This is a genomic window from Streptococcus parauberis NCFD 2020 (assembly GCF_000187935.1).
Lineage (GTDB): Bacteria > Bacillota > Bacilli > Lactobacillales > Streptococcaceae > Streptococcus > Streptococcus parauberis.
In genome coordinates, this window is the sequence record NZ_AEUT02000001.1 from 513,129 (window position 1) to 526,541 (window position 13,413).

Annotated in this window: 11 protein-coding genes and 1 pseudogene; 8 read left to right on the forward strand and 4 right to left on the reverse strand. The window is 35.8% G+C overall.

Annotated features, from left to right (window positions below):
- The first annotated feature begins 10 nt into the window (after positions 1 to 10).
- Entirely contained in the window at positions 11 to 2,458 is a 2,448-nt protein-coding gene (locus SPB_RS02545; protein ID WP_003103708.1) for a pneumococcal-type histidine triad protein, read from the forward strand.
- A 296-nt stretch (positions 2,459 to 2,754) separates the two neighbouring features.
- Here the strand turns inward: SPB_RS02545 and SPB_RS02550 are convergent, their stop codons facing one another.
- Together SPB_RS02550 and SPB_RS02555 are read right to left on the reverse strand one after the other, a co-directional pair.
- A complete protein-coding gene (locus tag SPB_RS02550; RefSeq protein ID WP_003104790.1) occupies positions 2,755 to 3,468 on the reverse strand; it encodes a DUF554 domain-containing protein in 714 nt (237 codons plus the stop codon).
- A 622-nt stretch (positions 3,469 to 4,090) separates the two neighbouring features.
- Positions 4,091 to 4,789 (reverse strand): hypothetical protein, encoded by a 699-nt coding sequence (locus SPB_RS02555; RefSeq protein WP_003105495.1) that lies wholly within the window; start codon positions 4,787 to 4,789, stop codon positions 4,091 to 4,093.
- Between the two features lie 290 nt (positions 4,790 to 5,079).
- Between SPB_RS02555 and SPB_RS02560 the strand changes: the two genes are divergently transcribed.
- Entirely contained in the window at positions 5,080 to 5,562 is a 483-nt protein-coding gene (locus SPB_RS02560; RefSeq protein ID WP_003102485.1) for a glutathione peroxidase, read from the forward strand.
- 65 nt (positions 5,563 to 5,627) lie between these two features.
- Here SPB_RS02560 and SPB_RS02565 read toward each other — a convergent pair whose 3' ends face one another.
- Positions 5,628 to 6,056, reverse strand: a complete 429-nt coding sequence (locus tag SPB_RS02565) for a helix-turn-helix transcriptional regulator (RefSeq protein ID WP_003104320.1) — start codon at positions 6,054 to 6,056, stop codon at positions 5,628 to 5,630.
- Positions 6,057 to 6,336: 280 nt separating this feature from the next.
- Here SPB_RS02565 and SPB_RS02570 point away from each other — a divergent pair, with 280 nt between their 5' ends.
- From SPB_RS02570 to tnpA, 6 genes and pseudogenes are all read left to right on the forward strand, one after another.
- On the forward strand, positions 6,337 to 7,050 hold the full coding sequence (locus tag SPB_RS02570; protein WP_003104407.1) for a GntR family transcriptional regulator: 714 nt from the start codon (positions 6,337 to 6,339) through the stop codon (positions 7,048 to 7,050).
- Between the two features lie 11 nt (positions 7,051 to 7,061).
- Positions 7,062 to 7,853, forward strand: coding sequence for an ADP-ribosylglycohydrolase family protein (locus tag SPB_RS02575; RefSeq protein WP_003105592.1), 792 nt, complete (start codon positions 7,062 to 7,064; stop codon positions 7,851 to 7,853).
- A 93-nt stretch (positions 7,854 to 7,946) separates the two neighbouring features.
- On the forward strand, positions 7,947 to 9,314 hold the full coding sequence (locus SPB_RS02580; protein ID WP_003104385.1) for a glycoside hydrolase family 1 protein: 1,368 nt from the start codon (positions 7,947 to 7,949) through the stop codon (positions 9,312 to 9,314).
- A 12-nt stretch (positions 9,315 to 9,326) separates the two neighbouring features.
- A complete protein-coding gene (locus SPB_RS02585) occupies positions 9,327 to 10,652 on the forward strand; it encodes a PTS sugar transporter subunit IIC (protein ID WP_003105236.1) in 1,326 nt (441 codons plus the stop codon).
- Positions 10,652 to 10,969 carry a PTS cellobiose transporter subunit IIB gene (locus tag SPB_RS02590; RefSeq protein WP_003104151.1) on the forward strand — a complete coding sequence of 106 codons (318 nt, stop codon included), beginning with the start codon at positions 10,652 to 10,654 and terminating at the stop codon, positions 10,967 to 10,969. The genes SPB_RS02585 and SPB_RS02590 overlap by 1 nt, the downstream gene beginning before the upstream one ends.
- Positions 10,970 to 11,157: 188 nt before the next feature.
- Positions 11,158 to 11,634, forward strand: a pseudogene (tnpA, locus tag SPB_RS02595) (IS200/IS605 family transposase).
- 110 nt (positions 11,635 to 11,744) lie between these two features.
- Here the strand turns inward: tnpA and SPB_RS02600 are convergent.
- Positions 11,745 to 13,217, reverse strand: coding sequence for a peptide MFS transporter (locus SPB_RS02600; RefSeq protein ID WP_003102916.1), 1,473 nt, complete (start codon positions 13,215 to 13,217; stop codon positions 11,745 to 11,747).
- Between the last annotated feature and the right edge of the window lie 196 nt (positions 13,218 to 13,413).

Genomic DNA, 13,413 nt, shown 5'->3' on the forward strand with positions numbered 1-13,413 from the left:
GGAGTAAAAAATGAATAAGAAGAAAATGATTGGCACCGGTGCTGTTCTTGCTTTGTTATTTAGTGCTTGCGGCTATGAACTTGGTCAATTCCAAGCTCAACATGTTAAAGAAAATTCAGTGTCTTATGTTGACGCTGATAAAGCAAGTAAAAATTACAAAATCAAGCAAGCTGCAGATAAGAGTCCAGATGATATCAGTAAAGAAGAAGGAATTTCAGCTGAACAGATTGTCGTTAAAATTACGGATAAGGGCTATGTCACTTCTCATGGTGATCATTATCATTATTACAACGGAAAAGTGCCATATAATGCTATTATCAGTGAAGAGTTGCTGATGAAAGACCCAAACTATGTTTTCAATAAAGCAGACGTTGTAAACGAAGTTAAAGATGGCTATATTATAAAAGTAGATGGAAAATATTACTTGTACCTGAAGGAAGGAAGTAAGAAGGAAAATATTAGAAGTAAGGAACAAATAGCAGAACAATCTAGAAAAGGAAGAAAAGAAGCAGAAAAAAATGGTTACGGATCAGCTTCAGAAAATGCTTCTAAGTCTGGTGGACATGTTGCAGCCTCTAGACAAGAGATTAAAGCTGCTAAAAGCCAAGGGCGCTACACCACTGATGATGGGTATATCTTTAATCCAAATGATGTTTTGGAAGATACTGGCGATGCTTACATTGTGCCTCACGGAAATCACTTCCACTATATTCCCAAAGCAGAATTATCTGCAAGTGAATTAGGTGCAGCTCAAGCCGTTTGGGCTGCTAAATCAGGAAAAGGAGCAGGTCATAAGGCTGGTACAGGCGGTGCATCAATACCAATTCCTGTATCAAACGGTGGCAACTGGGCTCCCGCTCCAAGTGGTGGAGGCCATTCAAATGCCCCTATCTACTACCCAATCGTTCCTAACTCACCAATTCCAGCCCCACACCATACTGGCGGTGATGATCATCGTCACAAACCAAATCAGCCAGCTCCAGTAGTTGATAAGAATCATGTATCTTATCATGAGCTCTTGCAGAAACTCTACAAACAACCTGCAAATAAACGTCACCGTGAAGACGATGGTTTAGTATTTGACCCAAATCAAGTCACTAAATTAACCAGTCGTGGTTATGTAATTCCACATGGTAATCATTGGCACGTAGTACCAGAGAGTCAATTATCACCGCTTGAAATCTACTTGGCAAGGATGCACCTTGCCGGTCAAAGCCAGGTGGACAAAGCGACAGCTGAGAAACTTCTTGGGCTTGAAACTCCAAAAAAACCTGAATCACCAAAACCTGTTGACCACAAGCCTGAATTACCAAAAGGTAAGGACGGCAAGATTAATCTAGTGAATGGCTCTATTAAGAAAACCAAACAAGGAAATGACGGCAAACCATATACGACTGATGATGGTTATCAATTTTCTGTTGATTCAATTAAATCATATGATGAAGAAGGGATTATAGCAGATCATGAAGGGCATGAACATTATATTCCTTATAGTGAACTTGAAGACAGTGAGTTAAAACAAGTTCAAGATAGCATTAATGCTAAGAATAGTAAGATTGAAAAAATTGAAGCTGGTCACTATAGCAAAGAAGAAATTGCCAAAAAATTACAATTCCTCTCACTGCAAACTAATGTACCAATTGATAAGTTTAAGGTAACCGGAGATAAGATTATTATTCCCCATGGTAATCACACTCATACTGCTGAAATGAAAAATGTGCCATCGGCAATAAATCCAGATCAGTTTGACGATCAAGAAGAATATAAGACAACCCTCTTGCAACTTAAAATGGGCAAAGCAAAATTGGATTATCAAACAGAAGATGTCATTCGATCTGGCTCTGATTTAATCATTTATTTAAAAGACGGATCCCAAAAAACCATCTCTTTAAATGATATTAAATTACCAATAGACTACAAAGAAGTAGACTTTGTTGAAATACATAATCAAAAACAATTAGAGCAAAAAAAATACGACTATATTGCTCAACAGTATCATGTAAGCTTAAGAGATTTACATGTTTCAGGAGATGTCGTCAGTGTTGCTAATAAACCGACGGTATCTCTCAAGCTTGTCAATATAAATGATCCTATCATTTACACATTAAAAGACGTTGCTCAGCCAATGCCTGAAAATAAGGAAGGTAAAGAAACCTCATTACCAAGTCAGCCAGAAGAAACATCACCACAAGAGACTCAAGATGTTCCAATAGCTGATCCAGCTGATAAAGCTGAAGTAGCGGAGGAGAAAGTTGACATCGATAATTATGATGCGCAGATGCAAGCATTAGCTAGTCGGTATGGAATAGATCAAGCAACTTTCCAAAATCGACTCACTCAACTAGCCTTTAAATATGGTGTTAGCATAGGAAATATTCAATTTAGCCAATATTTATTATTTAATTCAAATGGTAGAGCAGTTACATATGATATAATTAATCAACAAGAAGTACAATAATTCAGTTAACTATATCAAAAAATCTTATCATAGATAATATTATATTCCCCTTCATTAGATAGAAGATCTAATGAAGGGGATTTTTAATAGATTATAGCAATAAAATGATAACCTCTCAATCAAATAGCGGTATATCAGATTTGATTAGTCATTTCATAGAATTCATTTATTAGCGACATAAGATAATCAATCAAAGAAAAAGGATTAAGTTCTGTACTGAGTAGAACTTAATCCTTTTTTTGTAAATATAAAAATCGACTTATTTGAAACAGTACATAAATGGTATTTCACTTGATTTAAAAGTATGCAACAGATGCTGCGAAGACTAAGGCTGGTAGCATATTTGCTACACGTATTCGTTTGCCAAAGACAATATTCAACCCAACACAAAAGATAAGGATTGAGCCGACCAGTGAGATATTGGCTAGTGCTCCGTCAGTCATAATAGGTTTTAAAATATGAGCAAAAGCAGTAATAGCACCTTGGATGATGAGGACTGGAAAGGCTGAAAAAACGGCACCTTTTCCAAGCGATGATGATAAGACTATAACAATGATAAAATCTAAGACACTCTTGGTTAAGAGTAAACTGATATCGCCACTGATACCATCTTGAAGCGGTCCGATAACAGCCATAGCACCAATGCAAACTGTCAAAGTCGCCACAACAAAGGCGTTTACAAAATCAGGATCCTTGGAATTGCCACTTTTGACTTTCAGCCATTGACCAAATTTCTCAAAGGCGCCTTCAATATTAATGACTTCACCAATCAGAGCGCCCAATGCTAAGCAAGCAACAACTAACATGCTACCACCACTAATTAAAGACTCTTTAGACATCTGCAACATACCCGACATAGCACCAGAAATGCCAATGAAGAGGACACTGACACCAGTAGCCATACTCAAGCTTTCTTGATGGCGCTCATTGAGTTGTCGTCCAAAATATTTACCAACAATCCCTGCAAATAAAATTGCAGATGCATCAATTAATGTTCCTAAGGCAAACATGTTTTCTCCTTTTATAAGGTTATTCCCAAGCTTTATTATATCCATAAAGAAAGCGCTGTCAAGGGCTTTTGGTAAAGTGTTATGATAGAGAAAATTCAGATTATTAAATATCCTATAATAAGTATGCGTTTATACATTTTGTTATTAAAAAATGAGAAGTAAAATTGATGTGAATTGACAGAAAATCAAATGAATAGCACCTATAAACATTGATAAAAAGGAATTGTCAAAATCTTTCAATCAATTTGTCAAACTATTTTAAATTATCATAAATGTATAAGTATTCTATACAAAAAAATGAAAAAATATTTATAGAAATTATGAAATCATACCTTTTTTAGACTTGAATGAAATATATTATAATTTCATTTCATACTTTTCATAAAACTGGTAACAAACTATTATATTTAGCTTCGTATCGGATTTATAGTTGTTAAATAATCCAAACTATTAAATGATATAATGGAGTAGAGGTAATTGAAATGAAAAGAAGTCATTGATCATTTTATCGGCTCTTGTATTTTAACAACTTGTTCTAACAATAATAAAGAATTGGCAAAATCTACTTTAGATAATAATGATAAAAATGTAAAAAAATAACTCTCCAAAATGGAGAGTTATTTTAGTTTTTCTTGTCTTTAATTTTGAAGTGCAAGTCGTCTTCTGCTAGTTGGACTTTGATTTTCTTTTCGGAATTGATATTTAGGATGGAAGTTAGGGCTTTTTCTGAGGCTTTGATAACGTCCTCTTTTTTATCACTGAGGACAAATCTAGATGTGTTATAGACGGTTTCGTCTGTTTTTTCTGCTAAAAATTCTTGGGCTTTGACACTTGAGGTTGCTAGGTCAACTGCTTTATCGACTAAGCCACTGGATTGGTTTTTGATTTTTATTTTGCCACTTTGTTGGGAGTCAACATAAACGGTTAGTGGTTTTTTGAAGGTCACTGTATTATCTTTAATCAGGATATCATTTTTGCCGATTCCGGCTAAGTCAATTTTGAATTCAGTGGTAACTGGGATCAAAACTTCCATATCTCGACCAATAAAGAATCTGGTGATGGTTTCTGTCCAGCTCGGCCATTCTGTTAAATTGTCGTTTTGAAAGGTTTGCTTACGGGTAGTATCAGTCTCGGCGTCAGCGACAACCAACTGGACTTGCTTGTCAAATCGTTTGAGGACGTAATTGTAATCAGCGGTTGTTGTGCCGCCGAAGAGGTGGGTGAGTTGATCACGGAAAAAGAAGCCGAGGCCACAGGCAAGAGCGACAAGCACCAGTAGTGGCACCAAGACTTTAGTAAGACGGTTGTGAATTTGTTTCATATCAAATCTCCTATTTAATTTGTTATTAAGAGCATTGTAATTTTTGGGATACTTTCATTATACAGGAAAGGGGTAGAATACTCTTAGATAGACACTTTTAAAAGAAAAAAGATTTGACTATATTGGGGAATAATTGAAATTTCAGACTATTAAATGTGGTATAATAGGTATATTAAGCGCTTTTATCAGTTGTAAAAAAAGCAGACCTGGTCTGTTTTTTTTGAGAACAATTCTGAACAGCTTATTTCTATATTATGTTATAATGCAAGCACAGCCTAAAGGAGGGATATATGACATCACTTTATGATTTTACAGTTAAAGACCAACATGGAGAGGACATTTCCCTTAGTCAGTTTCAAGGTAAGGTACTTCTCATCGTCAATACAGCAACGGGCTGTGGTTTGACTCCCCAATACCAAGGTCTCCAGGAACTTTACGATCAGTATGTCGACAAAGGTTTTGTGATTTTAGACTTTCCTTGTAATCAATTTGCTGGGCAAGCACCTGGTAATGCCGAAGAAATTAATGACTTTTGTAGTCTCAATTACCAAACAACTTTTCCTAGATTCGCTAAGGTAAATGTGAATGGTAAAGAAGCAGACCAAATGTATGTCTGGTTAAAAGCTCAAAAGAAGGGGCTACTAGGTAAAGCAATTGAATGGAACTTCGCCAAATTTCTGATTGACAAATACGGCCAAGTCGTAAAACGTTATTCCTCTAAGACCGCCCCTCAAGAGATTCGTCAGGATTTAGAAATTTTATTAAAGGACTAGTTTTAGTAAAAAAATCAATAGATATATTAAAAAACACCTAGTATTTCAATACTAAGTGTTTTGTTTTAATTCCCAAAATAAAACTCTTCAAAACTCTGGCCTGCTAATTCAGCCATTTCCTTTAGGATAGTTACATTTGGTTTTGAGCGACCAATTTCCCAGTGACTAACAGAGGATAAGGAGATGTTAAATCGTTCAGCAAACTGACGATCTGTTTCGCCAAGTTCCATTCTTAAGTTGAAGATTCGATTATTAAGTTTTGATGGATCGCGTCTTTCTTTTATTTCAAAAATTGGGCCAGGACTCAACTCGAATCCTTGAGTTACTTTTTCCAGGGCCTCGTCGCGTGAGATATTCAAACGATTAGCCACTGTAATGACTTTCTTCGGTGTTGCATTTAGCTCCCGACAAGCTGCAGTGAAATTAGAATAAAGTTTCCCTAAAACTCTCACTTCACGGGACTTAGTTGGAGATGTCTCTCTCTTGCTTGGCATCTACACATCCTCCTAATTATCAAATAGTTCTCCTTAACTATATCGTAATTAAATAATCATTTCAAGCAAAAGTCGGATATTTATGAAAACAATGACTTAAAACGTTCATATAAAGGAGAAGTTAGTTTTTAGTGAAATAGCATATCTAAGCATATTTTATCATTTGATAAATGAGTATGATGAGAGACAGAATGACTTAGTCGGAAAAGGTTTACAAATTAATTGGATGATGATAATGTAATCATATTAGGTGATAGTTTAATTTAAATAGGGGTGACAAATGACACAGTATGAAAAGATTGCTAACGATATTCGGAAACAGATATTGAATGAAAGCTATAAAAAAGATTGTCTTATTCCGGACCAGTTTGAATTAGCCAACCATTATCAGGTCAGTCGAATGACGATTCAAAAAGCTATTAATCTGCTTAAGATTGAAGGTTTTTTGTATACCAAAAGAGGTAAGGGAACCTATGTAACCTTTCCACCGTTACAGCAAGATAAGTATGGTACTGATGTCGGAACGATCGTAGGCACATCAAGCTATTATTCCAATCAAGGTAATATGACAAGTAAAGTGATATCTTTTGAAACACGTTTACCAGTCCCTGAAGAAATGGATAAGTTAAAACTCTTATCAAATCAAACAGTCTTTGATATTATCAGATTAAGGTATTTAAATAATGAACCATTTCATTTAGAATATTCTATTTATCCATGTCATATAATTCCTGGATTAAATGGTCACATACTAGATCAATCTATTTACAGATACATTATTGAAGAATTAGATTTACAAATTGGCTCAGGCATTCGACAGATTAGAGCAGATAAACCCGATAATTTTGATCAGATATATTTAGAATGTGCCAAGGATGATCCTGTATTAGAAATCGAACAAGTTGTCTTTCTCAAAGATGGCAGGCCCTTTGAATATTCCCAAACACGCGCAAAATATACCAAAGCATCAGTAAACTATATTGATTTCAGATAGAAGGAGAAAAAATGTTAGGAGCAGTTGTAGGTGATGTGATTGGTTCACGTTTTGAATGGAACAATCACAAATCAAAAGATTTTCAACTATTTACAGAAGATTGCCATCTAACTGATGATAGTCTGATGACGCTAGCAGTTGCTGAGGCACTAATGAAGAGCAAAGAGGACTTTTCGGATTTATCAGAAGTAGTCATTCATTCGATGCAAAAACTAGGTCGAAAATATCCTCACGCCGGATTTGGTTCACGATTTTATCAATGGTTAAATGAACAGAATCCTCAACCTTATGGCAGTTTTGGTAATGGTGCAGCAATGAGAATTTCTCCTGTAGCTCTGGCTGCCTCTTCCTTAGAAGAAGCTATCATTCTGTCGAAAGAAGTAACAAAGGTCAGCCATAATCATCCTGAGGCAATTAAAGGGGCAGAGGCAGTAACTGCCGCAGTCTATCTAGCAAAAGCAGGAAAATCGAAAGAAGATATTTTAGAATACACTTTGGATCATTACTATCAGATTGATTTTAGTTTAGATGAAATTAGAGAGACTTATGGCTTTGATGTATCCTGTCAAGGCTCTGTCCCACAAGCATTACAAGCCTTTTATGAATCCACTGATTTTGAAGACTCTATCAGAAATGCAATCTCGATAGGAGGAGACTCTGATACAATTGCAGCCATCACGGGATCAATTTCTGGAGTCTATTATGGAATACCTGATCAGTTAATTAGTCAAACTGAAACTAATCTTGACTCCTGCTTAGGGCATATAATGAAGCAGTTTGATGCTTATATTGCGACTATGTAAACTGAAAACTGTACATGAGAAGCTAAGGCTATATACAAGCCTAGCTTCTTTTATTATACTGTAAATGTAAACGATTTCAAAAAGGAGTATGACATGGAAAAATTCTTTTGGGGTAACTCAGTTTCAAGTATGCAAACTGAAGGTGGATGGAATCAAGGTGGCAAGAGTTTATCTGTCTATGATATTCGAGAAGCTACTGATCAATTAAGTGATTGGCATTGTGCCAATGACAACTATAATAATTACATTGAAGATTTTGACTACATGAAAGAACTTGGTATGAATATGTATCGATTCCAAATTTCTTGGTCACGTGTGGTTAAAGAAGGTGATGGTGAATTTAACGAGGAGGGGATTGCATATTATTCTCAGTTTATAGATGACTTACTTGCGCGTGGAATTGAACCGATGATTTGTCTCTATCATTTTGATATGCCATTACATTTAGCTAAAGATTACAATGGTTTTATGTCTAAATATGTAAAAGATGCATTCATCAGATATGGTAAAGAAATGGTCGATCGTTTTGGGGACAGGGTTAAGTATTGGATTACTTTTAACGAACAAAACATCTTCCATTTTAGAGAAGGCTTTCACATTTCTGGATATGATCAAGGTGATGAATCTATTCAGGATCTTTACCAAATTGCTCATAATGTCATGATTTGTCATGCTGAAATAGCCAATTATATCCACGAAACTACAGATGCTAAAATAGGTGGCATGTTAGCTTATTCTGAGGTGTACCCAGCTTCGCCTCGTCCAGAAGATATCAAGGTAGCAAGGGAATGGGATGAATTTGTTAATCAGACTTTAATTGAATGTTATGTCAATGGGAACTATTCTCGTCAGCATTTGGCCTATGCCAAAGCAAATGCTATTGATTTAGGTATTATCGACGGCGAAATGGAGAGTCTGGCTAAACTTAAGAGTGATTTCATGAGTTTTTCTTATTATAGTTCTACAACGATAAGTGCTAAGAATATCCCTGAAGGGACACCGCCAAACTTTTATCTGGACTTTGGTAAGGAGGCTAACCCTTATATTGAGTCTACAGAATGGGAATGGCAAATTGATCCACTTGGTTTCAGAGATGTCCTCAATAAACTCTATCAAAGATATAAAGTACCAGTTTTCCCAATTGAAAATGGGATTGGGGTTCGTGAAACTTGGGATGGTGAAAATCCAATTCAAGATGATTATCGTATTGATTATCACAAAGATCATATCAAAGCTATGTTTGATTCAATGACGGAAGATGGTGTCGAGGTAATTGGTTACCTTGGTTGGGGCTTGATTGATATTTTAAGTTCTAAAGGTGATATGGAAAAACGCTATGGCTTAGTTTATGTTAACCGTAGCAACCATGATTTAAAAGATATGAAACGAGTTCCTAAGAAGAGTTTTGATTGGTTCAAGAATATGATTGCTAGTAATGGCTCTTCAGTTTTTGAAGATTAAAGGAGTAGTGTTATGGAAGAAAGTAAATGGGGAAATTTTTTAGAAAAATTTGCTGAGTTCTCTGCAAGATTAGGGAATCAAATTCATCTAAGAACCTTACGTGATGCTTTTACAACTATTATGCCACTGTTTATTTTGGCTGGTTTAGCTGTTCTTTTAAATAATGTCGTGTTTACTGCCTTATTTAATGGAGATGTTTTAGCTAAATTTCAAACCTATGGGAACATGTTAACAAATGGCTCCCTAAACATTGCTGGTTTATTAATTACACCAGTTATTGCTTACTTTTTGTCACAACATCGTGATTTTGATAAGCCAATCAGTTCATCAGTTGTAGCGATATCATCATTATTTGTCATGTTGCCAATGATTAAAGAAGTGATTCCAAATGGAGCTGAAAAAGCAATTGAGGTTTCCGGGCTTGTCACTTTTAAAGAAATCGGAACAACTGGATTGTTTGCCGGTATTATTATTGGGATGCTAGCAACTGAAATGTTTATCAAATTAACCAAAAATAAACATTTGCGTATTAGACTAGGCGACGATGTTCCACCTGCAGTCGGTGAATCATTTTCAACAATGATTCCTTTGATGTTGACTGTTTCATTCTTTGCTTTAATCTCCGCATTGCTATTGAATTTGTTCAACACTGATATGGTGACCTTGATTACTAATTTGGTTCAAGAGCCGCTGCGCCGTGTCAATACTTCCTTATTTGGTTACTTATTAATATACTCTACTGGTAATTTCCTTTTCACCTTGGGGATTCACCAATCAGTAATCAATGCTACATTAACTGAACCCTTAATGCTTCTGAACATGAATGAAAATATGGCTGCTGTTCAGGCTGGTAAGGAAGCTCCGCACATTTTAAATTCTGCATTCCAAACATGTTATGCTCAAATGGGTGGTACAGGTGGAACTTTTGCATTGGTCATATTAGTCATGTTGTTTATCAAATATAAACCATTTAAAGATATCATTAAATTATCTGTTGGCCCAGGCTTATTTGAAATTAATGAACCAATCATATTTGGTTTCCCAATTGTCTTCAACCTTCCAATGATGATTCCTTTTGTTCTTAGTCCTGTTATTGGTGCTTTAATTGGTTATTTTGCAACTGTGGTAGGATTTGTGAAACCTTTAACGGTAATGGTTCCTTGGACTACACCACCATTAATCAGTGGTTTCCTCGCATCGCAAGGTGATATTAAAGTTGTTCTTGTGCAAATCATTATTTTAATTGTTACAGCATTATTTTACTGGCCATTTGTCATTGTTGCTCAAAAAGCAGCTAAAAAACAAGCTGAAATAGAAGGAATTGTGGAGGAAATCTAATGAAAAAAGTAATGATATTTTGTAATGCCGGAATGTCGTCATCTTTGATGGCTAAGAAAGCAAGTGATTTATTAAAAGTAAAGGGAAAAGATATTCATGTTGATGCTACAACAACAAGTGATTCAAAAAATATAGTGAATAAGGATGAATACGACTTATATTTGGTTAGTCCTCAAACCAAAATGTATTTCAAACCAATCACGGAATATGCTAAGCTTCATCATAAACCAGTCGATAATATTCCATTTAATGCCTATATACCAACACCAGCTGGTTTAGAAAAGCTAACAGGAATTATTCTTTCTCATATTGATTAAGACAGAAAAGCTATAACACCAAATGTTATAGCTTTAAAATTATGTGGCTCTTAGTCCGTTCCACTCCAAAGGTGTGAAGCAATTAACTACCCGCTATGCGGGTGCGCATTGAAGGTTATACCCAAAAAACTCCTAACACGATACAATAAGGGTGTTCAAGCCAATTGTATTGCGAAAGGAGTTAGAGTATGTACAGAAAGGCATATAGCTTATCACACACAAAGTGGATGTGTAAGTATCACATTGTGTTCACCCCTAGGTATAGACGAAAAATAATCTATAATCAATATAGAAGCAGTCTTGGTGAAATTTTTCAGAGATTGTGTAGCTAAAAAGGCGTAGAAATAATTGAAGGACATTTGATGCTGGATCATGTCCATATGTTGGTGAGTATTCCACCAAGGCTTAGTGTCTCAAATTTTATGGGATATATAAAAGATAAAAGTGCACTCTTGATGTTTGATAAACACGCCAATCTCAAATCTAAGTTTGCTAATCGACGTTTTGGGGCGGAAGGATATTATGTAAGTACTGTAGGAGTATACGAAGCCACAATAAAAAAACACATACAATATTAGGATAAACATGATATCGCACTGGATAAATTAAGTGCAAAAAAATGTGAAGGTCCCTTTAGGATAGTGGCAAATATGAATGGCCTGTGACTATTCAAGAGCAATGAAGTTTGAACAAAGTGAAAGCCAGCGTCTAAAGGCGCTGGCTTGTATTCTGGGCTTATAGCTCTTGTTCGAACCACCCGTTATACGGATGGTTATTATTCATTAATTAAGTTATCAATTTTTGGTACATAAAATAGTAATAAGAAACCAAATAGGATGGTTATACCACCAACTATTGCAAAATAGGCTATCTCAGTGTGATCTGTATAGAATTTAACGAATTGAGCATTAAGGGCCTGAGCTGATGCATTACTCAAGAACCAAATCGACATCATCTGAGCTTTAAATGCTTTAGGCGCTAGCTTATTTGTAACTGACAAGCCAATTGGTGAGATAAGCATTTCACCGACAATAACAATTGCCCAACTCATAATTAACCACATTGGACTAACTCTGGCTTGGCTTCCAAAGAGCATAACTGGAATTGCCATCCAAACAAATGATAAGCCTGAGGCCATTAAACCAAAAGAGAACTTTTTGGCTGATGAGGGTTGTTTGCTTCCAAGTTTAGCCCACATCCACGCAAAAATTGGCACGTAGAGCATAATAAAGAGTGGGTTGATACTTTGGAAGTATGAAGATGGGAAGTTGATGTGGTGGCCAAAGAAGGTGAAGTAGAGGCGAGTTTGTTCATCAGCGAATAGGGCTAAGACAACGGCGCCTTGCTCTTCAATTGACCAAAAGAGAATTGAGGCAATAAAGAGTGGAATGTAGGCAAAGACGTGTGAACGCTCTTCACTTGTAATTTTCTTACTTTTGAGAATTGACACGAAATAATAAATTGGAATGACAATTGCGACAATAGTAAAGAAATTGATGACTAAATCAACTGACAATAAACCAGTCACTTGAAGTAGAAGTAGAACAAGTGTAATAGCAACCAGAGCAGCAACTGCTTTCTTGATTAAGGAAGATTTCTCAGTTGCTGATAAAGGGTCACTTGGGACCAAACTGTCTGGTGATAGGTATTTATTGCCATCACGGACGTACTGGATGAGACCAAGTAACATCCCAACGGCTGCTAGTGAAAAGCCAAGGTGGAAGTTAACTTCTTGCCCAAGATAACCAACTAATGCAGGAGCAATAAAAGCGCCTAAGTTAATTCCAAAAACAAAGATACTGAAACCAGCATCACGACGCAAATCCTTTTCGGCGTATAGACTCCCCACCATATCTGAAACGTTTGGCTTAAGTAAACCAGTCCCAAAAATGATTAAGGCAATTGAAAAGAAAAGGGCAGTTTTGCCGAATGGCGTTGCAAGGGCTATGTGACCAAGCATAATTAAAATTCCACCATATAAAACAGTTTTACGACTACCTAAAATACGGTCACTAATATAGCCGCCCAAAACTGAGGATAGGTAAACAAGTGAGCCATAAATAGCCATAATCGATGCTGCGGTCGCTTTATCAAATCCTAACCCACCATCCGCAACACTGTAGTACATGTAATAAAGCAAAATTGCTCGCATACCATAGTAAGAAAATCTTTCCCACATTTCAGTGAAAAAAAGAGTGGACAAACCACGAGGGTGTCCAAAAAATGTTTTTGTATCTGTCTGATTCATTGAACTCTCCTTTTAATAACTATTTATTAGAATACATTAATATATCAGACATGTCAATAAGATTAGAATATAAAATCAGATAATAATACCATAAACTGTGTATAAATCAATTTTATACATGTATAGATAATGACAAAGTACTCTTCATTAATTAGACCAAGGCTACTAGTGAATTCTTTCTGTGAAAAATGTAGTA

Bases quoted from the DNA above. Each gene is read 5' to 3' on its own strand.
- SPB_RS02545 (WP_003103708.1), top strand. From the start codon at position 11: ATGAATAAGAAGAAAATGATTGGCACCGGTGCTGTTCTTGCTTTGTTA.
- SPB_RS02575 (WP_003105592.1), top strand. From the start codon at position 7,062: ATGTTAGGAGCAGTTGTAGGTGATGTGATTGGTTCACGTTTTGAATGG.
- SPB_RS02570 (WP_003104407.1), top strand. From the start codon at position 6,337: ATGACACAGTATGAAAAGATTGCTAACGATATTCGGAAACAGATATTG.
- SPB_RS02565 (WP_003104320.1), bottom strand. From the start codon at position 6,056: ATGCCAAGCAAGAGAGAGACATCTCCAACTAAGTCCCGTGAAGTGAGA.
- SPB_RS02585 (WP_003105236.1), top strand. From the start codon at position 9,327: ATGGAAGAAAGTAAATGGGGAAATTTTTTAGAAAAATTTGCTGAGTTC.
- SPB_RS02555 (WP_003105495.1), bottom strand. From the start codon at position 4,789: ATGAAACAAATTCACAACCGTCTTACTAAAGTCTTGGTGCCACTACTG.
- SPB_RS02550 (WP_003104790.1), bottom strand. From the start codon at position 3,468: ATGTTTGCCTTAGGAACATTAATTGATGCATCTGCAATTTTATTTGCA.
- SPB_RS02580 (WP_003104385.1), top strand. From the start codon at position 7,947: ATGGAAAAATTCTTTTGGGGTAACTCAGTTTCAAGTATGCAAACTGAA.
- SPB_RS02600 (WP_003102916.1), bottom strand. From the start codon at position 13,217: ATGAATCAGACAGATACAAAAACATTTTTTGGACACCCTCGTGGTTTG.
- SPB_RS02590 (WP_003104151.1), top strand. From the start codon at position 10,652: ATGAAAAAAGTAATGATATTTTGTAATGCCGGAATGTCGTCATCTTTG.
- SPB_RS02560 (WP_003102485.1), top strand. From the start codon at position 5,080: ATGACATCACTTTATGATTTTACAGTTAAAGACCAACATGGAGAGGAC.